This window comes from Natrinema gelatinilyticum (genome assembly GCF_024266705.1).
Lineage (GTDB): Archaea > Halobacteriota > Halobacteria > Halobacteriales > Natrialbaceae > Natrinema > Natrinema gelatinilyticum.
Map to the genome: position 1 here is coordinate 354,796 of NZ_CP100756.1, position 25,013 is coordinate 379,808.

A 25,013-nucleotide genomic window follows, 5' to 3' on the forward strand; every position below is an offset into this window, starting at 1 on the left:
CCTCATGGTACTTCGTAGCGATGTGTCCAGACGCATATCCATCGCGACCGACGGCGGCTGTGTCGCCAGTTCGAAGCACGTCTCGAACGCACGACGGGATTCGAGGGACGAGGACACATTTTACGTATATTTGACATTCAGAGCTACAGAACAAAGTAACTAACCTCCTCGGGGAAGTGCTCCCGGCCGAATAGAAATGTCGGACGACGGCGCGGGCAGTATGAGTCTCGGACTGGAGACATTGAAGGGTGTCTCCGGGAAGATGGTACAGGCAGTACTGGGATTTGTCGGGGCAGTCGTCTTCGCGCGCGTCCTCGGCCCAGCAAATTTCGGCGGATTCTACCTGCTTCTCACCCTCGTTCAGGTGACTGACCGCCCGCTGGCGGGAATTGGCGTCGCGGCCAAAAAGCGGTTCTCCGAGGCCGACGCGCGGAAGGGTGAAATCCTCGGCAGTCTCCTGCTCGCGAACTTGCTGGCCATCGGCAGCATCACGGTCGGTATCGCGGTCGCGGGTAACTGGCTTGGGGGATTCACCGGCTTTGACGCCGCAGGACCACTGTTCATGATCCTCTTTACCACGCTAGTGTTCTTCCATCCCTTCCAGCAGCTCCTGGTAGCTGACGGTTACCTCGGCCTTGAAACGTGGAACGACACTCTCCGGTCGGTGCTGACACTCGGCCTCCAGCTCGGATTCGTCGCAGCGGGATTCGGTGCGGCCGGGATGGGATATGGGCTGGCGGCCGCGACCTTGCTCACAGTTCCGGTCATTCACTACTTCCTCCGGGTTCAGCCGGTCGTCCCCTCGGTAGAGACGCTCGGATCGCTGTGGGAGTACGCCCGATATAGCATTGTCGCCCGATTTATCGGGAAGACGTTCAAACGACTTGATCTCCTCGTTCTGGGGTGGCTTACGACGACTACTGCAGTCGGCTACTACGAAGCAGCGTTCAAGCTCACCGTTCCGGCTATGTTCGTCTCGTACGTCGCGGGGTCGGGGCTGATGGCCAAGGTGAGCAACCTCGAAAGCCGTGGCGAGGCGGTCGCGACGGATATCACTAACACCGTCTCGTTCGCTAGCATCCTCGCGGTACCGATGTTCTTCGGCGCGCTCGCGCTCTCCGAGGGACTCATTGTCACAGCGTTTGGCGCGGAGTACCGACCAGGTGCAATTCTGCTAGTCGGCCTCGCGTTGTATCAGCTCCTCGCCACCCAGTCGAACCCATACCGACAGGGACTCGACGGACTCGACCTCCCGAAACTCGGGATGATGATCGATCTAACCACACTGGCGCTCAACCTCGTAGTCGGAGTCGCACTAACGCTTCAATACGGTCCTATTGGCGTCGTCATCGCTACGGTACTTGCCGAGTCTACGCGATACGTCCTCTGTGCGCTCTCGCTGAACCGCCGAGTTCCGGAGGTGTCGCTGTTCCCGCGGCTTCTCTTCGAACAGGTATTCGCCGGGGCCGCGATGTTCGCCGTCGTCACGCTCGCACGCATGAACGTGCAGGTGGACTCGTGGTTCGTACTCGGGTCGCTCGTTGCGGTGGGCGCAGCCACGTATGGGGTCGTCCTCCTCGTACTAAGCGATCAGTTGCGGCTCACCCTCAGCTCGGTGCTCTCGGAGGCAATGTGACCCTGCAGGTGTCTCGCTGTTCGAATTCCCACGTCTTTTCGAAGGCGGTCTACAGGCGGAGCAGGCCGAGTGCCTCGGGGCGTGATCCCGAGGTGGTTCACGAAACACCCAGTGTAACGCGAGCGGTACACGCGATGTGGCGTACGGCATACGAAAACGACAACTCCGGGCGACTGAACTAATTCTCAAATCCGCCATAAAATGGTCTGAACTGTCGTAGGCTTTCTCGTCTGTGACGCTGGAGTGTTTGATCGTCTAGTCGGTGATGCTCAGGAAAGGAATGTACCGCAGTGAAATTCTACAGTGTTACAGCAAGAGCGCCTCGGTGCTTGACCCCGAGGGTGAATCGAGTAATAATTACTTTCCGGTCTATCGTGCTGGATCATACAGGTATCGGGTTACCGACCGTACTTCGTCGCCCCTGTGTACAGGTGCGGAGGAATGTGGCTCTCTCACAAACCACGTCTTCGGCGTGGTGCGACGGACATCATGGGGCCGTAGTGGAGCGGCCGACCCTCACGGACAAACCCAGTTTTCGGGTGGTACTTCCAGACGACCCACTCGGGAGGACCGAGGGGAATTGCCTTCGCTTGCGGCCATCTGGCCCGTTTTTAGCTGTAATTGAGGGCGCTAACCCCACCTTCTGCTCACGGCGACGCCGTTCGCATGGTCAGCGGGACCGACGGTCCCGCGCTATCTGCAGCGAGCGAAGCGAGCAGGGAGGGGAGACAGCGCCCGCACGTCTTGTTTTCGTGTGAATCGGCACCCTTATTATCCCTTCGATCGAAGGTGAGAGTAAGATGCTCACCACGCTTCCGGCGGTGTTCAAACGCGACAACAAGCGTGCATCGTCGGTTGTGACCGAGTGTCGATTCGGTAGGAGTGGGACACTCCGAACCACCTGTAAAGGGAAGTCGCCTGCGGAGTCTGGAACCGTCCGCAGAACGCCATAATGATCAAGATAACTTTTGCAAATATGGACTGAGGAATTGATCGATCCAGGACTTGGCAAATCCGAGTCGATCGGTAAGGGTGTCAAAGAGACGGCGAGCGAGAGTTCGGAACGCGCTCTCGCTCGCCACCACGATTGGCGAGGCAGTGCGTTTGAGTACTTTCCAGACCTGTTCAATCGGGTTGAGATGCGGTGAGCCGACCGGAAGAAAGACGAGATCAATACCGAGTTGATGTGCGCGCTTGCGCGTGTGTTCACAGATGTGAGACGAGAAGTTATCCAAGACGAGCAGAATCCGTGTTCCCGGATTCTGCTCGCGGACTTGCTCCAATAGCGCACAGATGTTCTCTTTCGATTGATCTTCAGGGAACGTCAGGACACTTTCGCCGTTGAGCGTATAGCATCCGACCGCTGGTTCGTCAAGTTTCACCAGCGGTCGTTCCAGTGTCGGATCATCAACGTACCACAGTCGATGCGAATTGTCGTATGGTTGTGGATGCGAAGCATCACAAAAACCGACGACAGTTCCCCCATCCGTGCAAATATCGTCGTCGAGGACCCATCCTTCGTCCTCATCATCAGGACGCTTGTTATGTGCCGTCTCTGTCTCCTCGTCGAACGCGTCTGCGACGCGTTCTTCGAGGATTTCATCTGCGTTTTGTGGCCGAGAGGGGCGCTTTGGACGTGGTTTAGCGTAGGACAGTCCGAGATTCCGGAGGAATCGACCGAGATAATCCGGATGGTACTCTACACCAAACTCTTCGTCCAAGAGCTGATGAACTTCCTGTGCTTTCCAGGGTTGCCCCTCCCGGAGAAGTTCTAAAAGACGCTTTTGTTCCTCGTCACCGAGCTTCGGGGGCCTTCCGCCCCCGAAGTTCGGTGTCAACTGACCAAGTCCGCCATCGTTCCATCGACGCGCCCAGCGACTTCCAGTCGACGCAGATTTGCCAACGTCGTCGGCTGCTTCCTCGTACGTTGCTCCCTTGTAGAGACGTTTGACAAAGGTGAGTCGCTTGATGATCTTTGGATCGTCTGCTTCGTCCAGCAGACGATCCAACTCCTGCTCACTTAGATGACGAACAAGATCGCCTCGCCGGTCTCCTCCCATTACTCGCCCGTCTCAGTCTATGCCCATAACTTCCGTCACTCATTACGGCGTTCTGCCGGGCCGCACGAGACGCTCCGCGTCTTGTGGACGCTGTGGGATCTGTTCCTGCACGTTCCGACACAGAAACAGGAAGCTCCGTCCGCACCAAGCGAGGGCCGGGGAGGCCCGAGCGCGGGAGGGCGGAGTAGTTCACGCCTGCCGCCAACACAGCGAAGCAATGGGAGAATCCCCGTGGTACTTTACGGGTTATTGATATCGGTGACTTTCACCGCTTCAATACTGAAACCGTACGTTTCGTCGTTGGCAGAAGCAGAGTATTGCCATCCCGTGAGCGTAAAGTCTGCCGTTTCCCCCGGTTCGAGATCAACCGTTTTCTTGTGATATTCACCATCCGGTCCTTTAACAGAGAGACGATACTTCTCAGTGATGTTTTTCACTGTTGCAGACTTGCGGCTGAACTCAACATCGTAGACCGGAGCGTACTCGTTTGACTCTTCAAAGCTGATCGAGTGATCCGTGATCTCGAGTTTTCCTTCGAGTTCGGGGTCTAGGTCGAAGTCGGGTTGCAGTTCATCGACGTGCACGAATGCGTCAAAACGCCTAAGCTCGGCCCCATATTTCGGTGCTCCCTCATAGCCATCGAAACTAGTTGAGTACACTCGGCTCTCATTTTCCTCGAGCTGGGTGTACTGTTCACGAAAACCGAGTCTTCCCGTAATGTATTCACCGGTGTCAGAATAGAGCTCCACCTCGCTATCAAAGGAGAGAAGGTACTTATCAACACTCGTTTTCTTGAGTTCTACGCGAACTTCACATTCGTCTTGGTCCGAATTACGTCGGACAAGCGCATGATCTCGAACCACTAAGTGCTCTTTCGCTTCCTCGGGGAGAACCACTTCTCCCACTGCCTCGATCTCCTCGTGGTAATCGTTAATCAGGTTGTTTTCTTCGATCTCGTGGTCCGACGTCCCGATCCGAACCAGATAACGCTCAACATCCTTGGTACAGGATCCCTCGATCTTCTTGCTATCGACTTCACCTGGCTCGAGGGTAGTGAACCCGAGATCGAGATCATCATTATTCACGGTGGCACTGATGACGTAATCCTGAGTGACGTTTCTGGCACGGATAGTGATCCGACATTGGCCACTCCCAGGTTCGCCCACCCAACTGAACTCGTGACTGACGTCGAGCTTATCCTCGAGATTGGGATGGATTTTGACGTCCGCCTCCACCGCGTCGGCTGAGAGGACGACGCTAAAATTCACAATCTCGAACGTATACTGATCAGCTCCTTCGCAGGCGTCGAAACTAATCGAGTAGATTCGGCTCTCCCCCTGTTCGAGATTATCCCTACCTACACTCGGGCCAGAGCGCTCTCCGATCGTCTCACCGTCGTCGGAATAGAGCGTCACCTCGGTATCAAATGAGACGTGGTACTTGTCGTCGCTGCTCACTCGCTCGAGTTCTACGTAAAACTCACACCCAGTTCTGTTCGAGTCGAGTTCGTGGTTGAGAACGTCTAGATGCTCTTTAGCTTCCTCGGGAAGGATTACGTCGGGTCGTTCTTTCAGCTTATTGTCCTCATCGTCTTCGGCATCCGCTTGCTCTTCTTCCTGGGTGTCATGCGCTTTTCTCTCATCATCCTGGTCGGTATCGTTCCCCCGATTATGGAGATTGTCGTCATTCTCGTTTTCGGCGGCCGTCTTGCGTTCGGAACAGCCAGCGAACGCAGCAGAGAATGCGAGTCCCGACCCCGCTAATACCGTTCGTCTATCCATACCAGAAATACACATCACGAGAATTGATAATTATATCGGGATAACTGGTCTCACCGCAACGTCGTCTCGTGTTCGCCTCTGATTTCCTCAACTGACACTTCCATCGTGATGGCTGTTTTGGCTAATCGCTCGAGCGGTTCGTCGGCGAACGCCGCGAACTACTCAGGATCGACATACTGCACCAGATTCGCCCAGAGAAGCGACTTTACCATAGCTTCTGACCATCGCATCGACTGATTCATACACCGCTTCGAAACGTCACCCACGGCTCGTTCGACCACATTGGACGTCCATAGAGCCCGGTGTTGGTCAAGCGCAACTTTCGCGAACATCACGGGTGCTTCTACCAAGTCGTGGAGATACACTGCAGCTTTCGGGGACTCTTGATGTTCTCACCTCCAGAACTCCATCCGCAGATTCTCGAGTGATTGGTCGATCCGCTCACGGATCGCAAAACGCTCATTCTTCGGGCAATAGAGTGCGACCAAGTACCGAGGTCTGACTTGGGTAGCGTGCAGTGGCTCGAGGTCGGCATAGTGCGCTGATCTATCGATATGCCGGACAACTCTTCGAAGAATCGTTACTCCCCGTTTTCGTGGAGTCCCCTTCCGAGCGACCGCTGCGAGGCGGCCCATCACTTACCTGATCAACCTCTCCGAACGAGCGCCAGCCCGATCATGGCCGTCGGAATCGCTGCTGCGATTACAGCGAGGTGCCACGGGAGAAGCCAGTAGGGAACGCGAACGACGTGAGTCAGCGACTCGTGGACCGTATCGAACAGCGGGAGACCGCCGTCGAACGGCGAGAAGTCGTCTCGGCCGCCATTCGACGGCCCACCGTCGAGCACGACGGCGTCATCGTACTTCTGCGCGCCAACTCGCTCGCCCTCCGGGATACGGTCGGCCTCGTAGACGAGGTGAGGACCGCGGACGCTCCAGGCGGTCGAGCCGTCAGGCGTGACCTCGACGACGCGGTGGTGTCGGGAGTCGGCGATCAGTGTGTTGCCGTTCTCCAGGCGGTCCGCGTCGCGCGGCCAGTCGAACGCGAGCCCGTTGGCCGACGTGATGCTCCAGGCGATGGTCCACTCGTCGTCCTCGCGATGGATTTCGACGATCCGGTCGTTCTCGCTGTCGGCCACGAGCAGGGCGTCGTCACCGAGGTACTGGGGGTTGTGCTGGGCCTCGAACAGCACCCTGTCGGCTCGCCCGTCGGCGACGCCTTCGATCACCTCGACGACGCCCTCGCCACGCTCGACGATCAGGAGTTCGTCGGCGTTCCTGACCGAAACGAGGTATCGGCCGTCGCCGAGCGTATCGACGTCGTTTACGTGGAGCCAGTCGGTCGCGGTGGTGTCCGCTGGCTCGTCGTACCGTTCGCTGGCGTTCCAACGCCAGGTGACCGCCCCGTCTTCGGCCACGGTGAACAGGCTCTCGTACTCCATGTCCGCGACGAGGATCTCACCGGAGGGGAGCCGTTCGACGTCGTGGACCTCGCTGTTGTGGGCAGTCCCTACGGGATACGTCCACTCGCGGACTACCCGCGGTTCCGGCTTCGGGTCGATGATCTGGAACCCGGTCCGGCCACAGGGCGGATCGAACCGGCCGCAGTCCTCAACGTCTTCGTACGTCGCCGCGACGAGGACGGTGCCGTCGTCGAGACGCGTCGCGTCGAACGCCTTGTCGCCGACGTCGAGGCTCCAGACGACATCGCCGGTCCCGTCGAACGCCGTCACGACGCCGTCGCTCTGCCCGGTGGTGAGCGTAACCCTGTCACGAGAATTGTCGGTCTTCTCGATGGCCGGTGCCACCAGGGCGGTGCCGCCGAGTGAGAGCGCAACCGCAGCGACGGCCACGGCAACCAGAGCCCAGCCGACTCGGCGACGGGAGAGCGATCGCATGGTATGTGTAGTGCCCCCGGCCCTCAAGTAATAATCTTTTGCAGGTATATTTCCGACTACGGTTTGTATTGACATCCTCCTCCGCGTTCACGCGGAGGAATCCTGAGCGGTGGAGATTTCAGGTGTGCAGTTCCACCGACCCCCGACACGGTGCGAATCCGTGCGGGGTTCATGGACTGTGGCGAGTGGGACTGCTGGGAGTGCCAAACTCCTGGTACTCCTATCCTCGACCGTGTTCGACCCTCGTGGTTGTTTGTGCCCGGCGAGGGTCGAGTGGGCTTCGACAGACTCGGAGTTACGTTCTGTGGTGCTTCCAGCAGTCGACTCCGCGTCACCCCTGTGAGGGGTGGGCGGTCATCGACTGGTTCCGATTAGTGTCTGATTGCTTGGGGCGGCCAGGCCGCCATCGTCGGACTGGCGGGAATCACTCTATTCCCTGCCTGACTCCTCCGCTCTCAGAGGATTACCTGCCACTTCAACGTATGGGAAAGAAATCTCGGACTGGTCATCGAAGCGTGGATTCCGTCCGAGTTGTCGGATTCATCCCGCGCCGAAACGCGCAGGTATTCTCCTCGCATCTCTATAACCAGATCTAAGTGAACTACCCCGCCCTACTCGCTCCCTTCGGTCGCTCGTTGAAGACGGGGGCTTAGCACCCTCTCTTTCAGCTAATTGGCTTTGGTCAACTACCCCACCCTAAGCACCTTCGGTGCTTTGAGGGTGGGGCTTGTCCGTGAACTCGGCCTCGAACCCGTCAGGGTAGGCGGTGAATCCGCTCTTCGGCGTCACCGTTCCAGACTTGAGGGCGAGCTGACTGTCGCCCGTCCGCCGAGACGACTGTTGGCCTCGACGGACGTACCGCATACCGATGTTCTTCGCCGCGTTGTAATCCGCGTTCGCTCCTGACCCACACTTCACGCACTGGAAATCGGTGCGCGACGGGCGATTCTCGTCTGCCGTGAATCCACACTCGGAACACCGCTTTGACGTGTACGCCGACCCCACTTGCTTCACCGATATTCCGACCGATTCGGCTTTGTACTCTACGTATTCGTAAAGTGTTCGGAACGCCCACTTGTGCCCCCATGACGCACCCGTTCGGTCGCGGATGTGGGTTAGGTTCTCGAACGCGATTACGTCGCAGTCGTAGCGGAGTGCTTCGTCTATCAGCGAGTTCGACGCTCGGTGTAGTACGTCGCGGACGTAACGGAGTTCCCGACCACTCGACTGTACGAGAGTCCGGTGGGCGCTTCGCGTCCCGGTCTGTTGCAACCCGGCGCGTACCTTCTCGAACTTGCGGAGGTTGTGGGTGAGCTCCCGTCCGCTGAAGAAGTAGGCGGTACTGGTAACGGCGAGGTTTTCGATACCGAGGTCAACCCCGAGAACCGTTCCGTCCTCGGCGGTGTTCCGTTCGGTATCGTTCTTGTACCGGCGGAAGCCGATATGCAGGAAGAACTCGCCATCTCGGGCGGTGAGCGTACTTTCCGTAACACTCCATTCGTCCGAGTCGAGATACTGACACTGGTAGCCATCGTCAGCGTCGGGAAGGTCAAGCGGACACCGGACCCGGCTCTCCGTCGTGGAGAGGGAGACGGTATCGTCATCGAACACCGTCATCGTCCGCGTATCGTACTTCATGGTCGGCGCGGTGAACGACGGCTTGCTGACCTTCTTGCCCTTCGACCGGCGATCGATGCAACTGGTGATGGCTTGTGAGGCTTGGTGGGTGGCGAGAATCGCGTGCTGACTCCCGAGGTCGGTCTGGTCGCGCACAGAATCGTAGGCGAGGGGTTGCACGTCACTCTTGGTGTTGCACCGTCCCCATGCGAGGTCTGTGGCGATTTGGCACCCCCGCTTCCACTCGGAGATGGTATCTTCGAGCAAGTCGCGTTGCTCACCATTTACCGAGAGGCGGGTAATTGCCGTCCGACGCACGTAGTCGTCTGCCACTTATTCAATGTAGTCCCGTGGCTATTTATAGATGCATGAAATGCCCAGCTATACGAACGCGCTCCTCCCCTCCCTACCGCTCGCATTCACTCGCGCTTGAGGAAGGGGACTCCGCGCTACCGTTTAGTTGAAACCAGTACTGAGAAACACGACGGGTGAGTAGTGGGAGGGAGGATGGATATTCTCCCGAAAGCACGACTCCTCCGATTCGTCGAACGTGCTTTCTTTAAACAGCGAGAGAGTCCCGCCGTGTACGGTGGGCGAGGACGTCACACCAGTAGCCGCTGCGCTGATTTTGCAACGGACGCGACTCTCCGATTCGCTCGACCAGGGATGCCACCGCCCGAAGGAGGCGAAAGAGGACGGTACTTCATCGGTATCTCCGAGAGACCGCCAACCTTCATACGCTAAATCGTTGCACGCGGAATCATGTCGCTGCCCTCGGTGACTGAAAACGTAGGTGAGATAACCCAGGATCGCTCCCTGCAGGATATACCGGTCGAGCTGTATCCGATTACGCTCCTCGCGGCTGCGCTCCGGCTGTTCCGGCTGGAGTCCGAGAGTTACTGGCTCGACGAAGCCTTCTCGGTGACCACCGTACTGTCGAACACGCCGTCCGAACTCCTGTTCAGCGTGCCGGGGAACGACCCCCATCCGCCACTCTACTATCTCCTCCTCTCCGCCTGGACAGCGATCTTCGGAACGAGCGAGTTAGCCGCACGACTGCTGTCGGCCCTCGTCGGCATCGCTACCGTCGTCGTCCTCTACGGGGTCGGTCGACGCCTCTTCGACCGGGAAGTCGGGGCAATCGCAGCGTTGCTCGTCGCCGTTTCGCCGTTCCACGTCTGGTACTCCCAGGAAGTGCGGATGTACAATCTCCTCGCACTGCTGACCGCGCTCTCGTTCTACTGGTTCGTACGGATACAGACGGAGCGCCCGACCGACGAGGCAGGTGGTCATACAGACATCGGGTACGTCGTCTCCACGGTCCTCCTCGGCTACACACACGTCTTCGGTCTGTTCGCGATACTCGCCCAGAACGCGTACGTCTTTTCTCGGTACCTCGACCGAATCGTCCCCCGATCGCGACTGACGGGACGCCGCTGGATCACTCTCCAGGGGATCACTGCCCTGTTACTTGCTCCGTGGTTGATGCAGTTGTTCCGCCGTATGATGGCGGCACGCGGCGGCGAAGCGAGCAACGTCTCGTGGATTCCGCTGCCGACGGCCGAGACTGTCAGGGAGACGTTCGCCGCCTATCTCGGCGGCTACCTGTTCGGTGAGTCGTTCCCACTGCTGGTCTCGCTCGTCGCTGCGGGCTGTCTGGTACTCGCGCTCTCGAGCGACCGTGGGACTACATCGGAGACCGAGCGCCAGAACGAACCGGTAAACGCCACGTACGTGGTCGTCCTCTGGTTCGTCGTGCCGATACTCGTCCCGATCGCCCTTTCACACGTCGTCACGCCAATCTTCGTGGATCGCTACTCGATCGGAGCGTCGCTGGCGTTTTTCCTCTTGATCGCCAAAGGAGTGCGGACGTTCTCGCGCCCGTCGCTTCGGTACGTCGTCGTCGGGGTGCTCCTCGTCTGCCTCGTGACGCCGCTCCCCGCGTACTATCAGAATGACCAGAAAGAACAGTGGCGGGAGGCCGCCGTCGACGTCGAGTCGGCCGTCGATGGCGACGACGTCGTCCTCGTGAGCAGACCGTTCACGGAACGGACATTCGACTACTACTTCGATCGTTCAGACATCCCCACGGTCCGGATCGATGCGGACGCGACGACCGACGAAGTACAGGAGTCCGTCGACGGACACGATGACGTCTTGATCGTGTTATCGTACACCGATTCGTCGACGAATCAGCGGATTCTCCGGGCGGTGAAGAACCGCTCCGACTACCGTGGTCCGGTGCAGGTGACACGGTACAATGGAATCACGGTGGTCCGGTTCGAGCGGACGTCGAACGACGGATGAGATCGCCGTCGGCATCGTCACCATCGACGTCTCCCCGAGTCAGTCGCCATCGTGAATCACCTCGGGACGTGACCCCGAGGCGATTCACGCACCACCGTCGCGGGTATTTGATCCAGCTCCCCGGATCTCGGCGGCAGGTTCGCTGTCGCCGAAACAGCGCCGACCAATGCCGACATGCCGGCCGCGCCCGACCGGGATCCACGCGGCCCCGACGACAGCTGACGTCCACGGCGAGTCCCGACCGCAGACCAACTGGCGCCTCGAGAGAGTCCACCGATCACGACGTCACCGCTACACATCGGGCTGGCAGCCGTTCACGGGGAAGAGGTGCGGTGGGTATCTCGTCTCGAGCAGGCTCGGCAGGGCACCGCTGTAACGGACTCGCGGAGCCGTCCAGAGACGACAGGTGTCCACGGGGCGTGACGATCGAACAGATCGAACAGTGTCTGCGTGGGGACAGTCACGACGATTGGGGACGGTATCGCAGGTGGGACACGTAGCTCACGTGCTTCCGTGGGAGGTCTGCGGTGGCGCTATGAGCCGTCCGTCCTCGCCGTGATCCCGTTCGCAATCGGTGTCGCCGGCGTGAGAGGTCGCTCTTCACGACCGGAGCAGGAGTGAACGGTGCGGTTCTCATCCATTTCGTTCTGCTCCAGCGTCGGCGTCACCAGCGAGGTCGAGGGCGGCATTCGCCAGTGTATTCGCTGCCTTGTAGCAGTCATCCCAGCTCGTGTACTCCTCTGGAGTGTGGCTCTTCCCCGCCTCGCTCACCGCGAACACCATTCCGGTATCGCAGACGCGGGCCGTATATGTCGCATCGTGGCCCGCACCGCTGACGAGTTCCTTGCCCCCGTAGCCGAGGGTAGTGACCGCGGACCGCACGGCATCGACACACCGGTCAGCAAACGCGACGCTTTTAGCCTCCATCCGCGTCTCGTACTCCCACTCGACGTCCTCGCGTGCGGCGGCAGCCTGAACCTCGTCTTTCACGCGCTCGACCGCCTCGTCGGCGACATCGTCGACAGGGTCGCGGAGGTCGACGGTGAACCGAACTTCCGCTGGGACGATATTGATCGACGAGGGGGCAACGTCGACGACGCCGGTCGTGGCAACGGTTCGCTCGCCGAGTGTGCCGGGGATGCGTCGCACCTGCGTGATGACATCGCTCGCCGCGACCAGCGCGTCGCTCCGATAGTGCATCGGTGTCGTCCCTGAATGATTGGCCTGCCCTCGAAACGTGACTTCCCCCCAGCGAAGGCCGACGATGCCGGTCACGATACCGACGTCGCGGTTTTCCTCATCGAGAGACGGGCCCTGCTCGATATGAAGTTCGAGATACGAATCGTAGTCGTACTGTGGCTCGGCCGGAACGTCCCCCCGGTAGCCGATTCGCTCCAGTTCGTCCACAAATTGCTTGCCCTCGTCGTCAGTCGTCCGATAGGCCTCCTCACGCGGAATTTCGCCGGCCCAGACCCCACTCGACATCATGGCAGGTTGGAACCGTGACCCCTCCTCATTCGTCCAGTTGACGATTTCGACGGGATGGGCAGTTTGAATATCTTCGTCCTCGAGCGTTCGCACGAATTCCAGCGCGCTGATGACGCCAAGCGGGCCATCGTAGATACCACCGTGGGGCTGTGAGTCGAGGTGGGAGCCTAGCAGGACGGTTCCCGCATCGGGCTCGGTTCCAGGTCGGCGCCCGAACATGTTTCCCATCTCGTCGACGCGGACGTCCAACCCAACTGCCTCCATATGGTCCCGGAACCACTCTCTGACCTCGCGGTCGGCGTCCGTCAGTGTCAACCGATCGAGACCGCCGCCGTCGATAGCACCGATCTCGGCTTGGTCTTCCATCATTTCTACCAATCGGTCTCTATCGATGTCGATACGCATACCGTTCACTAGATATGCGGGCTGAAAAACCTTCACCAATCTGAGAACATTTTCGAGAGACCGGGAATCAGACAGTCACAGGAGAATCCTCTCCGGAGAAACTGCCGTGTCGGCGACGTCGTTGGGTGACGGAGATCGGTTGTGGCCAGTCGCAATTCTATCGCGTTCCACCCGCCGCAACTGGGTATTTCTCCAGCGGATACCTGCAGCCATCGATATGCCGCAATAATTGCTGTGTCGGTCTCGGTCGGCACCAGCGATTGCCCCCATTGCTTTCGTGTTACGTTTCGCAGACCGAAGCTCAGAGCCGTCTGTCACCTCGATCGAGAACCGGTGTGTACGACCCATGTCTCCATTGGATCGTAACACACTACCGGTGGGGCACTCGTGTCAGGAGGTTTCCAGCGGTCAGTGGCGTGGGCTACGTTCTACCGTCGATGGCTGCAGTCACCCTACGCTGCGGTGATCAAGAGAGCAGACGCACGGAACAGTTGGCGGGGTGTCGACAGGTGGTCTCCGCCATCGCGGCCGAGTGAGACGAGGCCGTACGGCACCCACCACGTAACATGCCGATGGTCGACTGGCTCCTGAGAGAATGGGCTCAGCCTATTCACTGAGTGGGTGCAGTGGCGCTCTCGACCTTCGATCGTTCACCGCAATCCGAAAGAGGATTCAAACCGCCACCCCTGTCGCCGATTTTCCGATGCAACACGACAGTGGGATTGGGGAAGCGACCAGTAGGACGACTCACAAGTACTGTCGAGACGTGCACGGTAGAGGGAGGTAATTCGGCCAGTGCGGTCCGATCCACACCGAGAATTGCGTTTCCATTTTCATCGCTCGGGGTATCGAGGGAAGGCAATCTAGTGCTCGGTGGTCACTGTTTCCCACGGGGCCTAATTCTTTTGGCGACGTGCGTTTCACCGGGGTCCCGTTATACAGAGATACGGCAGGGCGCCACATCTGATGGTGCCGCTGCCAGCGTACCCCTTCATAACCACCCCTTCGATGAGCGTCCCCTCAAGCAGTGACGGGTCCTGCCGTTTCTGTACGGATCCGCAGCATCGCCGGTGAGACCACTCATCGATCACTACGAACCGCTCCCGATGGCCGTCACACCGACCGAATTCGCGGTGCACGCACGCTTGACAGATCGCTCGCGAACGCTCGTGATTGGCGTTGCAGCTGGCTGCCGACTGGCCGTTGGTTGCGTTAGCAAGCAGAAGCCACAGAATTGCTCGCAATATCACGTCAGTTGACATACGTCTCGTCGGCCAGGCTCGGGCGGTCGACGCCCCCCACCAGCCGCGATTGCCACACCAGCCGCACGCCACCGCGTACTGTTTCGTTCAATTGATCAACTATCGGTATACTCTTGGCGACTCGAGGCTCGTGAGTATCGGATACCCAAATAGTTTAGTTTCATTATACGAACCCACAGGTGAGAGAGGAGAGGTTTGATGGCAGAACTATTTACCACTGAGGAGGCCGGCGTTGCGGTGACAAAACACGTCGACACGAACGGCGACGCGGTGCAGATCGGACTGCGACTCAACTCGTCGCGGCAGCAGTCGGTGACAGTCCACGTCCTAGAGACGGTTTCGGCTGACGCGACCGTCAAAGTTCCGACGACGGATCCGTCACGCTGGTCGGTATCCGAGGGGACGGTCGCGTACGAACGGTGCCTCAAGCCCGAGGAGTCGCTCACGACAGAGTATACAGTAACCGGTGACGACGCCGAGATTGAAGCCGACAATAAGCAGCCGCCGACGCTCAGAGTCGACGCCGCGCAACCGCAACCGGAAACCGCGGGGCCGGACGCCGCCGATCGCGAGGCAACCATACAGGCGGAAACCGCGGGGTCGGACGTCGCGGATCACGAGGCAGCCATATGGGCGAAAAACGCGGGGCCGGACGCCGCCGATCACGAGGCAGCCATACGGGCGGAAACCGCGGAGTCGAACGCCGTGGATCACGAAGTAGCCATACGGGCGGAAACCGCGGAGTCGAACGCCGCGGATCGCGAGGCAGCCATACGGGACAATTCGTTTACGATGCCTGGCGACGAGGTGTCTGTCTCGGATATCGTGGCCGAAGCTGAGGGCGCCGCGGACGACGACGGCGCCACAGCGACCGGAACTGACGGGCGTGAGGCAGCGACGCGTGCCGGCGACGATGCGGTCGCCGACCTCGTCGAGGCCGTCCTCGAGACGCTGGATACGGACGCGTCGCCAGCGCAACGCGACCAGTTAGCGGAGACCCTCGGTGGCATCGGTGGTCCGCGCACAGGTCTCGAGGTGCGGGTGATGTACCTGCAGTCGCGGTTTCAGGACCTCGCCGCCTATATCGACGCCATGGAGGCGTTCCTCGACGATCACGGGACCGCCCAGGACGTTCTCACCGAGGTGTTGGACGAGCTGCACGGAGTGCGCGAGCGACTCGAGGCGGTACAAGACGAGCAAGCCACTCAAGCCTCACGGCTCGCGGCCGTCGAGGATCGGACGGCGAAACTCGAGACACAGGTCGAGCGTCGTACCGACGCGGTCGACACAAAGCTCGACGACCTCGAGACACAGGTCGAGCATCGTGCCGACGCGGTCGACACAAAGCTCGACGACCTCGAAACACGGGTCGAGCATCGTACCGACGTGGTCGACACAAAGCTCGACGACCTCGAAACGACGCTCGAGAGCGTCGAAGCCGCCCAGAAGACGGTCCAGACCGAACTCGAGCAGTTCACTGAGTTCCGAGAGGTCATGCAGGACGCGTTTCAGGGCAGCGTGCCCACCGACCGGGAATAGGGAATCGCCATTCGACCGACGACGCCCTCGGTGGTGATCGAGGCTCGCAGTTTCACAATATCTCTTGTTGCGCTGGGCGTGTCAGACTCCGGAGAATCGGTCGGCGGCGTCTCCGATGATCGACGCGTGGCGAACCGTCGCTCGAGGCCTCGGGGCGACCATAACCGGCACGATCGGGACGGTCGGCAGGACGGTCCAGGAGGGGTTGCCCGAGAACGATGCGAAGGTCGTCGTCCGCCGAGTCGACGAACACGGCCTCCACATGACCGCCGAACTTCGAGACAGGGCCAACGAACTCATCGGCGAAGCCGCCTCGCGACGCTACCTGTCCTGGCAGCCGATCGGATCCAGTGTAGCGGTGACCGCGTCCAGCGTCGAACCCATCCGTCGAGACACGACCCGGTCACTCATTCCGGTCGAACAGGTACCTGGAACGCGGTCCCGACGGGGACGGGACCGAAACGTACAATTCTGTGGCCAACAGGGCTGCGATATGGCGACGATCCGGACCACTGCAGCCCGACGGCCTCGGCTTCCCGGCCGCGGGGGCACTCACCCGAACCGCGTTTTGCGGAGGAGAGCCGCGTGAACGCGAACGAACGGTCCATTACGGGCTTCTCGCTGGTCGCCCACTGGCTGGTCCACAAGTACGATCTGTCGATTCCGATCCTGATGACGATCTGGCTGCGAGAATTTTCTGTCACCGCTGCGGTGCTCGGGACCGTCGTCACGGTCGGCTACGCTGTTTTCGGCGTCGGCGTGGTCCCGAGTGGGATCCTCGGCGATCGGTACGGCTCACGCCGGCTGATCGTCGGGTGTCTGCTCGGAATGGGCGGCGCCTTCCTGCTCGTGGGACTGTCACAGACCGTCGTGACGGTCGCGGTCGCGCTGGGCGTCTGGGGGCTGGCCGCCAGCGTCTACCATCCGGCAGGCCTCGCCCTCATCAGTACCGGCGTCCGGAACGACGTGCGGGGGAGGGCCTTCGCCTAACACGGGATGGCGGACAACGCCGGGATCGCGTTCGGCCCGCTCGTGACTGCGCTGTTGTTGCTCGCCGTCGACTGGCGACTCGTCGTCGCGGTGCTCGCCGTCCCGGCGCTGATAGCCGCCGTCGCGGGGCTAGTGACTGAATTCGACAAAACTGCCGCAGTTCAGGTCGCTGACGGCGGCCGCGACGCGTCCGGGAGCCGATCGCTCGCGGCGTTCGTCGCTGACTTGAGGCGCGTGTTCGCGGGCGGGTTCGTGCTCGTGTTCCTCCTCGTCATGGGCAATGGGCTCTACTACCGTGGTATGCTCACGTTCCTACCCGAACTACTCGATGGGTTCCTCACGTCTCATCTCGGACCCGTCGATCTGCAGTCGATCATTCCGGCGAGTCAGGCCGCCGCCGATTTCGATCTCGCCAAGTACCTGTACGTCGGCCTCCTCACCATCGGGATCGGGGGCCAGTACATCGGCGGCCGGCTCAGCGATCGGATCCGACCTGAACGCGGCGTGGCCGCGATGCTGGTCACCCTGGCGCTGCTCGCCCTCGTGTTCGTGCCCGCAGCCCGGGCGAGCCTCGAGACGCTGCTCGCCGTCAGCGTCGGGCTCGGCTTCGCGCTGTTCGCGATGCAGCCACTGGTGCAGGCGACGATCGCGAAATATTCGCCCCCGGACGCGCGCGGGCTCTCGTTCGGCTACACGTATCTCGGCATCTTCGGCGTGGGGTCGCTCGGTGCCACAGTCGCCGGCTGGATCCTCACGTACGCGTCCGTCGACATCCTCTTCGTCGTGCTCGCCGGCTTCGCCGGCGGCGCTTGCCTGCTGGCGACGATCCTCGCTACGGAGGACGGTCCGCCCGTCGCCGCAGACGCCGACTCCTGAGTCGGCGGTGGCGCTATGTCATCGGTTGCGAGCGCCACTACCGTCGCCCGACAGAGGACGCGCTCACCGGTCCAGCCTGTCGGCCGTCACCTCGCAGCTGGTGCCACGGATCGTGAGCGTCTTGGGATTCGTCTGAAGCGTCACACTGAAATCGGGAGTACGGCGCCGCGCAGACGTGGGCCGACGAGAGGCGATTGTCACTCATCGTCAGCGTCGGGAACGTGGATCTCGTCAGGAACGAGCGTGAGTCCGAGCGTACGAAAGTAACTAGCAACGGCGAAGACGTGATCGATGCTGCGTTCATCGGCAAGTACCGCAGTCAGATGGTCTACCAGTGTGATCAGCTGGTCGTCGAACAGTGTCGTGTGAATCACCCCCGCACTTTTTACTCGAACGCGTCCTACATTCACCGTTCGACCGAAACGGAGGTCGATGTCTCATGCAAACAGACTACGAAACTGCCGACACGCTCGACGTACGAGGCGAAAGCTGTCCGATGCCGGTCGTCAAGACCAAAAGCGCCGTCGACGCCCTCGAGCCGAACGCGGTGCTCGAGGTGCTCGCGACCGATCCGGGGAGCGTGAGCGACATCCGTGGATGGGCCGATGCGACCGCGGACGTCGAATTGCTCGACCAGCGCGAGGCGGTCCTCGACGGCGAAACCGTGTACGAGCACTACGTCCGGAGGGTAGAGTGAATGACGATGGATAAGATCGGTATCATCGTCTCGAGCGACGATCCGAAGAGCCTCGCGATGGCAGTGAACCTCGGGCTCACCGGGTTGGCCTCCGAGATGGAGGTACTCGTCTACTTTACGTTCGACGGGTTGACCCACCTGACGGAGGGCGAGAAGGACCTTTCACGGATCGAACCCCTCCTCGAGGAGGGCATGCCAAACCCCTACGAGTTGCTCGATCAGTTCGTCGCCGACGGCGGCGAACAGGTGACGACGGTCGCGTGTACCACCACGCTCGACATGCTCGAGTGGGACCAGGACGCGATGGACGACGCGGTCACCACGAAGTTCGCGGGCGCGGCGACTTTCCTGGAGGAAGTCGACGATGCGGACCACGTGTTCACCTTCTGACGTCCGAAACGCCATCACCACTGGGGTCGGCACTTCAGGTCTACGTGTGCTCGTAGGGCGGGATTTCGGACTCGACGACCTCGCCGAGCAGTTTGAGTTCGCGGCCGAGCAGGACGACGAAGTCGTCGAACGTGACGATTCCGGCGAGTTCGCCCTCGGAATCGGTGGCGGGGATCCGTCGTACCTCCGCGTCCGTCATCGTGCGGAGCACGTCGAAGATGCCGCTCTCGGCGTCGACTGTCACGACGCTTTCGCTCATTGCGTCCGCGGCGGTCGCCGACGAGGGATCGGCTCCGTGCGCGGCCGCCTCGAGTGCGATATCGCGGTCCGTGACGATCCCTTGCGGGCGGTCGTCCTCGACGATCACGACGCTGCCGACGTTCTCATCTTCCATCAATTGTGCGAGGTCGGTCAGGGAGGTGTCTGGAGCCGCGTTCACGACAGTTTCGCGGACGATCGATTTGATTTCGGGCATGTGAAGATCACCGTTGTATCGCGGCGGTGATCGACCGCCGACGACAGGCCTCCCTACGCCTTCAGAGAGGATAAAGCCAGGACGCCACCCGAACGGGGTATCGCTACACCCGACAGACGCACCGCTACGACCGCCGGATTCGGTGCCACGAGACCCACGGAGAAAACGGAGGGGCACGACGACCGACGACGAACTCGACTCGAGCCACCCCATACCTGACTCGAGTGATCCCGAATCCACGGAAGACGTCCACGAGGACGGTAGGTTGACACCGCCGATGAGTCTGACGCTGTGTCCGAACTGCGGAAGGCCGGTCAGGACCGCTCGATGACTGCGGGATCACGTTCCGGAGCCCTGTGGCTGCCGGCTCACGCCCGCCGAAGTCAGACGGCTCTACGGCGCTGATATCCCGGTTTCACTCACCTCACCTCTGGCAGCCCCTGTGGTCGGTATCTCCCCGTGCACTGGAGAGTAGATTTGACACTGAGGTCTCGACTGGAGGCTCGGAAAGATCGACAAAGACGTCGTCGACGAGGGGTTCGTGGGTGACGTCTCTCGGAGTATGAGTAGAAACACGAGCAACGCACCGATAGAAGCGATACAGTAATTCGGAGACCGAATCAGGAGAGACGTAACGAACCGATCAATCGTCAGCCGCAGCGGTATCGGCTTTTTCAGCACTCGAGTCGGCCCGTGCCTGGTCCTCGAGGTACTCGTCGGCGTCGAGCGCGGCCTTCGAACCCATGCCGGCGGCGGTCACGGCCTGCTGGTAGTGGAAGTCGACGACGTCGCCGGCGCCGAAGATGCCAGGGACGTCGGTGGCGGTCTGGCCGCCGCCGTCGCCGCCTTTCGTTTTGAGGTACCCTTCGTCGTCCATCTCGACGCCGGTGTCCTCGAGGTAGCCCGTGTTAGGCGTGTGGCCGATGGCGAAGAAGACGGCGCCGACGTCGAAGTCGAACTCCTCGGTCTCGGGGTCCTCGAGCCGGTCGGTGGGGTGGCCTGCCGGGTTCTCGACGAGCGTGACGTGGTCGACGCCATCTTCCTGTGTGCCGTGGATTTCGATCAGTTCGGTGTTTTTCATGATCTCGATCTCGCCCTCCTCGACCTTCTCGTGGACGCGATCGACCCAGTAGTCTTCGGCGCGGAACTCTTCGCGGCGGTGGGCGATGTAAACTGTGTCGGCGAACTTCGTGAGGAAGGTCGCTTCTTCCATGGCGGCGTCGCCGCCGCCGACGACGAGCATGTCCTCGCCGCGGAAGAACGCGCCGTCGCAGGTCGCACACGTCGAGAGGCCGTAGCCCATGAGTTCGTCCTCGCCGGGGATACCGAGCGTGCGGGCACTTGCGCCCGAAGCGGCGATAACGGCGTCGGCGGTGTAGACGTCGCCGTTCCTGAGTTCGACCCGGAAGGGACGGTTTGAATCGTCGACCGACTCGACGATACCGTTTTTCAGTTCAGCGCCGAATTTCCGGGCCTGCTCTTTCATGTTGTTGACCAGCTCCGGACCGCTGATGCCCTCGGGGAAGCCCGGATAGTTGGCGACGTCGGTGGTGAGGGTGAGTTGGCCGCCGGGTTCGTCGCCTTCGATGACCAGCGGTTCGTTGTTCGATCGGCCGGCGTAGATCGCCGCGGTGAGGCCCGCGATCCCGGTGCCCGCGATGATGAGTGTCCGGTGCTCGAGGACCCCGTCACTTCCGTGTTCGGCTCCATCGCCGCCGTCCGGACAGACTGTCGGTTTGTCGCGTGCGAGACCGAGTTTGGCGTCGAGGGTTCCCGCCTCGTCCAGCGCGTTCGTTTCGTCCCAGCCGCCGAGTAACTCGTCGTCGACGAAAATCTCCGGAGCGGTTTTGCGTCCGTTCGCTCGCTCGACCATCTCCTCGAAGCGTTCGTCGTCCCCGGTGACGACGTACTCCTCGTACGCGACGCCCTTGCTGTCGAAGAGATCCGTAGCCTTCACACAGTACGGACACCCCTCTTTCGTATAGATTTCGACGCGTGGCTGGTCGGTCATGTTCCACGATTGGGACAGTAGCCCTAAACCGATTGCGTTCTCAGCAACGAAGCCCTCTTGCTGTGACGCTCCCGATACGTCAGCGGTTGTTACGAGTCCCCTGCCGTGTCGGCGGTGGTCGTATCACCCTCGACGAACTCGACGGTGACGGTCACTGTCCGACCGGTCTGCTCCTCAAGGGTCCGCTCTATGGTCTCTGCGAGCGTCGGATACGGGTGGTCTGCGGGTCGGTGAACGACGACGGTGACCGCGGTCTCGTCGGTCACGATGCCGCCGTCGTTGAATTCCGTCCGCACTTCCGCCAGTTCGAGGCCGTCGTACTCGGCGTCGTTCAGGACGGACCTGACGCCGTCGTTGACGTCGTTTTCGAAGGCGACGTGGTGGCCGAGGACGACGCCGGCGCCGGTCAGAACGATCGCGCTCAGAACGACGACGACGGCGAGCGAGCCGAGGCGGTCTCGAGAGACGTTCTCGCGAATCGTTCCGGTCGTCCAGCCGTCGGGTCGATAGCCGAGGTGCCAGAAGACGGCGATGCCCGCGAGGAGGATGGACGCAGCATTGACCGCGACCAGGACGAAGGCGCCGAGAGCGACGGTCGCGTGGCTCCAGGCGAGTCCGATTCCGACCGCGGCGGCGGCTGGAATCAGCGCGACGGCGATCATCACTCCGACGAGCGAGACGGGAATCGCCGTCGCGAGGCCGAAGGCGCCGGCTGCTCCGGCACAGATACCGACGACGAGCGCGAGTACCCCGGGTGAGATCCGGTTTTGCACCTGGGCGATGGCCGTGATGTCGACCGTCGAAGGGACGGCACCGCTGAACCGAATCAGCCAGGCGAACGCGAACGCACTCGCGATGGCGGCGACGAGGCCGACCGCCAGCGACGAGAGTCCGTCGCGGACCATGGGGCGGTCGTCGAGAACCAACCCGACGGTGCCGGTCAGCGCCGCACTGACCTGTGGAGCGATCACCATCGACCCGACCACAATTGCGGGCGAGTCGAGCAGCAGGCCCGCCGTCGCGACTAGCGCGCTAAGCACCGTCATCGAGTAGTACGTCCCCCGACCGGGCGTCATGTTCAGCGCCCGCGTCCGAATCTCGTCGCGGGCGATGCTGTCGTCCTCTTCGGTGCCGTTGACGTATCGCTCCTCGAGTTTTTCGATTTGCGGGGTCCTGGCCGTCTCGATCGACGAGACGACGATGAAATCGTCCTCGATACCGATTTCGTGAAGCGACGTCAGGACGTGATCGACCGCCTGGGTCGGAATCGGAAAGGACACGAGTTCGCCGTCGTCGCCGTTGCTCCGCTCGTCGATCCGAACGTAGTCGAGGTCCTCTTTCTCGAGGATGCGGAGGGCCTCGTCTCGAAGAGCGGACGGGACGAACACCTGTATGAGGCGCACTGGAAGGTCGCTCGAACGGATACGTAATATCTATGCGCTCGTTATATCGGCCGCCGTCCACGTCGTGTCGATCGTCAGAAACGATTCCGATTCCGACAGAGTAACCGTCGGTACTCCCCATAGTATGTAATATATACGACATTATTTCGTGACATCTTCGGTTCGAGTGCGTTGCTATTTCCACGACGTACGTCCGTCTAAGTGCGACCACAACTGGGGCGGAAGTTCAAGGTATTACGGCGGGGTACAAGATTGCTACTGTCGACTCCCACTCCGGACCGGTTCAGTTGCGGCTATCTTTCCCCGTAGTGATACGTTGCGAGAGCCAAGTGACTCGACTTCGGCAATGGAGCGGCTCTATGGTGCATGCTGACAGGAACCCGCAGCAGTACGAATCGCGCCCGCATCCTCAGCGCGCTCGACGATCGGCCACGAAACGCGAATTAGCTTGCCGAGGGAATTGCCGTCGGAGACCCGGCCGAGGAGCCAGAAGAACCGACCGAACGGCGTCTGGGACAGACTGAACGGAACCGACGAACCATCGAACGGTATCGGAAGACGGCCGACCGGATTTCGTGAACTATGGCCCAATACCCGATCGAGACGACGCACTTACGGACTCGAGCGACGAGTATCGGGTATGAGTGCCGATCTCGAGGAAAAGACGAACCGGTACGGCGAGTTACTCGCGGAGGCGCTCGAGGCGGCCACGGTCGCACCGCCGGAGGGGACGCCGATGGAAGCGGCGGCAGCGGACTGTTACGAAATGGCGGCGTCCTATTTCGAAGATGGGAAACACTTTCGAGACCAGGGAGACCTCGTCAACGCTCTGGCGTCGTTTTCCTACGGTCACGCGTGGCTCGACGCGGGCGCCCGCGTCGGACTCTTCGATGTCCCGCGAGACGGCCACCTTTTTACGGTCGAGTAGCTTCGATGCCCCGCGAGATTTTTCCGGTCGACGGCAGCGGAGATGGGTCGGGAGGGAACTGTCGATTGCCTACTGATCTCAAATGATTAATCACCATATAACCGGAACATATATAACAGTAAATCGGGTTAGTTTATAAAGTAGGCGAAATCTTTATATGGTTTACGGCCTTACCCTATGTTAGCTGAGGCGTCCGGGTTTCTTCTGGTTACCCCACCCGGAAGTCCCGAGTAACCCACCCGATCCAGAATCATGACAGACACGAGCATTCGAACGTATACGAACGAGCGAGAGACCGACGAGGAAGAAACCACCGCGGTATCCGACGAGCGGGAGCGCTGCCCAGAGTGTGGCGGCCGGCTCGTCTCGGACGACGAACACGCCGAGACGGTCTGTGTAGACTGCGGGCTCGTCGTCGAGGAAGACGAGATCGACCGCGGCCCAGAGTGGCGGGCGTTCGACGCCTCGGAGAAGGACGAGAAGTCCCGCGTGGGCGCGCCCACCACCAAGATGATGCACGACCAGGGACTGTCGACCAACATCGGCTGGCAGGACAAAGACGCCTACGGCCGTGCCCTCTCGAGCCGCCAGCGCCAGAAGATGCAGCGCCTTCGCACCTGGAACGAGCGATTCCGCACCCGCGACTCCAAGGAACGAAACCTCAAGCAGGCACTCGGCGAGATCGATCGGATGGCCTCCGCGCTCGGTCTCCCCGAAAACGTCCGCGAGACGGCGAGCGTCATCTACCGACGCGCACTCGAGGAGGATCTCCTGCCGGGTCGATCGATCGAAGGCGTCGCAACCGCCTCACTGTACGCGGCAGCACGCCAGGCCGGCACCCCCCGCAGCCTCGACGAGATCTCGGCCGTCTCCAGGGTCGAAAAGATGGAGCTGACCCGCACGTACCGCTACATCATCCGGGAACTCGGCCTCGAGGTCAAACCAGCCGACCCCGAACACTACGTGCCGCGGTTCGTGAGCGACCTGGACCTCTCCGACGAGACCGAGCGGATGGCCCGCGAGTTGCTCGAATCGGCCCGCCACGAGGGCGTCCACAGCGGAAAGTCCCCGGTGGGACTCGCCGCAGCGGCAGTGTACGCCGCCGCACTCCTGACCAACGAGAAGGTCACCCAGAACGAGGTCAGCGAGGTCGCGAGCATCTCCGAAGTCACCATCCGGAACCGGTACAAGGAACTGCTCGAGGCCTCCGATACGGCCGCGCCCGCATAAACACGGCTACGACAAGTATCT

17 protein-coding genes and 2 pseudogenes are annotated in these 25,013 nt (G+C 60.9%); 9 read left to right on the forward strand and 10 right to left on the reverse strand.

Annotated elements, in window-relative coordinates:
* Positions 1–196: 196 nt before the first annotated feature.
* Complete coding sequence (locus NJU76_RS01640) at positions 197–1,636, forward strand: lipopolysaccharide biosynthesis protein (protein ID WP_254531072.1); 1,440 nt, start codon at positions 197–199, stop codon at positions 1,634–1,636.
* A gap of 956 nt (positions 1,637–2,592) precedes the next feature.
* Here the strand turns inward: NJU76_RS01640 and NJU76_RS01645 are convergent.
* The 5 genes and pseudogenes from NJU76_RS01645 to NJU76_RS01665 all read right to left on the reverse strand — a co-directional run bounded on the left by NJU76_RS01645 (position 2,593) and on the right by NJU76_RS01665 (position 9,324).
* Positions 2,593–3,696, reverse strand: a complete 1,104-nt coding sequence (locus NJU76_RS01645; RefSeq protein WP_254531073.1) for an IS630 family transposase — start codon at positions 3,694–3,696, stop codon at positions 2,593–2,595.
* 239 nt (positions 3,697–3,935) lie between these two features.
* Complete coding sequence (locus tag NJU76_RS01650; RefSeq protein WP_254531074.1) at positions 3,936–5,477, reverse strand: hypothetical protein; 1,542 nt, start codon at positions 5,475–5,477, stop codon at positions 3,936–3,938.
* Positions 5,478–5,527: 50 nt separating this feature from the next.
* A pseudogene (locus tag NJU76_RS01655) lies at positions 5,528–5,962 on the reverse strand (ISH6 family transposase); the annotation flags it as partial.
* Between the two features lie 161 nt (positions 5,963–6,123).
* Positions 6,124–7,374 carry an arylsulfotransferase family protein gene (locus NJU76_RS01660; protein ID WP_254531075.1) on the reverse strand — a complete coding sequence of 417 codons (1,251 nt, stop codon included), beginning with the start codon at positions 7,372–7,374 and terminating at the stop codon, positions 6,124–6,126.
* A 696-nt stretch (positions 7,375–8,070) separates the two neighbouring features.
* A complete protein-coding gene (locus tag NJU76_RS01665; RefSeq protein ID WP_254531076.1) occupies positions 8,071–9,324 on the reverse strand; it encodes an RNA-guided endonuclease InsQ/TnpB family protein in 1,254 nt (417 codons plus the stop codon).
* Between the two features lie 429 nt (positions 9,325–9,753).
* Between NJU76_RS01665 and NJU76_RS01670 the strand changes: the two genes are divergently transcribed.
* A complete protein-coding gene (locus tag NJU76_RS01670; RefSeq protein ID WP_254531077.1) occupies positions 9,754–11,298 on the forward strand; it encodes a glycosyltransferase family 39 protein in 1,545 nt (514 codons plus the stop codon).
* 633 nt (positions 11,299–11,931) lie between these two features.
* On the opposite strand, the gene NJU76_RS01675 is transcribed toward NJU76_RS01670, so the two are convergent.
* Positions 11,932–13,191, reverse strand: coding sequence for a Zn-dependent hydrolase (locus tag NJU76_RS01675; RefSeq protein WP_254531078.1), 1,260 nt, complete (start codon positions 13,189–13,191; stop codon positions 11,932–11,934).
* Between the two features lie 1,460 nt (positions 13,192–14,651).
* Here NJU76_RS01675 and NJU76_RS01680 point away from each other — a divergent pair.
* The 3 genes and pseudogenes from NJU76_RS01680 to NJU76_RS01695 all read left to right on the forward strand — a co-directional run bounded on the left by NJU76_RS01680 (position 14,652) and on the right by NJU76_RS01695 (position 17,858).
* On the forward strand, positions 14,652–15,992 hold the full coding sequence (locus NJU76_RS01680; RefSeq protein WP_254531079.1) for a coiled-coil domain-containing protein: 1,341 nt from the start codon (positions 14,652–14,654) through the stop codon (positions 15,990–15,992).
* 115 nt (positions 15,993–16,107) lie between these two features.
* On the forward strand, positions 16,108–16,581 hold the full coding sequence (locus NJU76_RS01685; RefSeq protein WP_254531080.1) for a hypothetical protein: 474 nt from the start codon (positions 16,108–16,110) through the stop codon (positions 16,579–16,581).
* Positions 16,578–17,858, forward strand: a pseudogene (locus NJU76_RS01695) (MFS transporter). The gene NJU76_RS01685 and the pseudogene NJU76_RS01695 overlap by 4 nt, the downstream one beginning before the upstream one ends.
* Before the next feature lie 197 nt (positions 17,859–18,055).
* On the opposite strand, the gene NJU76_RS01700 reads toward NJU76_RS01695, so the two are convergent.
* Positions 18,056–18,232, reverse strand: coding sequence for a hypothetical protein (locus tag NJU76_RS01700; RefSeq protein WP_254531083.1), 177 nt, complete (start codon positions 18,230–18,232; stop codon positions 18,056–18,058).
* Between the two features lie 65 nt (positions 18,233–18,297).
* Here NJU76_RS01700 and NJU76_RS01705 point away from each other — a divergent pair, with 65 nt between their 5' ends.
* Both NJU76_RS01705 and NJU76_RS01710 read left to right on the forward strand, forming a co-directional pair.
* A complete protein-coding gene (locus NJU76_RS01705) occupies positions 18,298–18,555 on the forward strand; it encodes a sulfurtransferase TusA family protein (RefSeq protein WP_254531084.1) in 258 nt (85 codons plus the stop codon).
* Positions 18,556–18,945 (forward strand): DsrE family protein, encoded by a 390-nt coding sequence (locus NJU76_RS01710; RefSeq protein WP_254531085.1) that lies wholly within the window; start codon positions 18,556–18,558, stop codon positions 18,943–18,945. It begins immediately after the preceding gene.
* A 40-nt stretch (positions 18,946–18,985) separates the two neighbouring features.
* Here NJU76_RS01710 and NJU76_RS01715 read toward each other — a convergent pair whose 3' ends face one another.
* The 3 genes from NJU76_RS01715 to NJU76_RS01725 form a co-directional block, all read right to left on the reverse strand.
* On the reverse strand, positions 18,986–19,420 hold the full coding sequence (locus tag NJU76_RS01715) for a CBS domain-containing protein (protein WP_254531086.1): 435 nt from the start codon (positions 19,418–19,420) through the stop codon (positions 18,986–18,988).
* Positions 19,421–20,063: 643 nt separating this feature from the next.
* Positions 20,064–21,431 carry an FAD-dependent oxidoreductase gene (locus tag NJU76_RS01720; protein ID WP_254531087.1) on the reverse strand — a complete coding sequence of 456 codons (1,368 nt, stop codon included), beginning with the start codon at positions 21,429–21,431 and terminating at the stop codon, positions 20,064–20,066.
* A gap of 89 nt (positions 21,432–21,520) precedes the next feature.
* Positions 21,521–22,834 carry a DUF389 domain-containing protein gene (locus NJU76_RS01725; protein ID WP_254531088.1) on the reverse strand — a complete coding sequence of 438 codons (1,314 nt, stop codon included), beginning with the start codon at positions 22,832–22,834 and terminating at the stop codon, positions 21,521–21,523.
* A 640-nt stretch (positions 22,835–23,474) separates the two neighbouring features.
* Here NJU76_RS01725 and NJU76_RS01730 point away from each other — a divergent pair.
* Both NJU76_RS01730 and NJU76_RS01735 read left to right on the forward strand, forming a co-directional pair.
* Complete coding sequence (locus NJU76_RS01730) at positions 23,475–23,762, forward strand: DUF357 domain-containing protein (protein WP_254531089.1); 288 nt, start codon at positions 23,475–23,477, stop codon at positions 23,760–23,762.
* A 252-nt stretch (positions 23,763–24,014) separates the two neighbouring features.
* Positions 24,015–24,992 carry a transcription initiation factor IIB gene (locus NJU76_RS01735; protein WP_254531090.1) on the forward strand — a complete coding sequence of 326 codons (978 nt, stop codon included), beginning with the start codon at positions 24,015–24,017 and terminating at the stop codon, positions 24,990–24,992.
* Positions 24,993–25,013 lie beyond the last annotated feature (21 nt).

What these genes read in the sequence shown, in the direction of transcription:
- NJU76_RS01710 (WP_254531085.1), top strand. Translation starts at nt 18,556, where the DNA reads ATGACGATGGATAAGATCGGTATCATCGTCTCGAGCGACGATCCGAAG.
- NJU76_RS01720 (WP_254531087.1), bottom strand. Translation starts at nt 21,431, where the DNA reads ATGACCGACCAGCCACGCGTCGAAATCTATACGAAAGAGGGGTGTCCG.
- NJU76_RS01675 (WP_254531078.1), bottom strand. Translation starts at nt 13,191, where the DNA reads ATGCGTATCGACATCGATAGAGACCGATTGGTAGAAATGATGGAAGAC.
- NJU76_RS01680 (WP_254531079.1), top strand. Translation starts at nt 14,652, where the DNA reads ATGGCAGAACTATTTACCACTGAGGAGGCCGGCGTTGCGGTGACAAAA.
- NJU76_RS01640 (WP_254531072.1), top strand. Translation starts at nt 197, where the DNA reads ATGTCGGACGACGGCGCGGGCAGTATGAGTCTCGGACTGGAGACATTG.
- NJU76_RS01645 (WP_254531073.1), bottom strand. Translation starts at nt 3,696, where the DNA reads ATGGGAGGAGACCGGCGAGGCGATCTTGTTCGTCATCTAAGTGAGCAG.
- NJU76_RS01730 (WP_254531089.1), top strand. Translation starts at nt 23,475, where the DNA reads ATGAGTGCCGATCTCGAGGAAAAGACGAACCGGTACGGCGAGTTACTC.
- NJU76_RS01660 (WP_254531075.1), bottom strand. Translation starts at nt 7,374, where the DNA reads ATGCGATCGCTCTCCCGTCGCCGAGTCGGCTGGGCTCTGGTTGCCGTG.
- NJU76_RS01705 (WP_254531084.1), top strand. Translation starts at nt 18,298, where the DNA reads ATGCAAACAGACTACGAAACTGCCGACACGCTCGACGTACGAGGCGAA.
- NJU76_RS01650 (WP_254531074.1), bottom strand. Translation starts at nt 5,477, where the DNA reads ATGGATAGACGAACGGTATTAGCGGGGTCGGGACTCGCATTCTCTGCT.
- NJU76_RS01670 (WP_254531077.1), top strand. Translation starts at nt 9,754, where the DNA reads ATGTCGCTGCCCTCGGTGACTGAAAACGTAGGTGAGATAACCCAGGAT.
- NJU76_RS01735 (WP_254531090.1), top strand. Translation starts at nt 24,015, where the DNA reads ATGACAGACACGAGCATTCGAACGTATACGAACGAGCGAGAGACCGAC.
- NJU76_RS01685 (WP_254531080.1), top strand. Translation starts at nt 16,108, where the DNA reads ATGATCGACGCGTGGCGAACCGTCGCTCGAGGCCTCGGGGCGACCATA.
- NJU76_RS01715 (WP_254531086.1), bottom strand. Translation starts at nt 19,420, where the DNA reads ATGCCCGAAATCAAATCGATCGTCCGCGAAACTGTCGTGAACGCGGCT.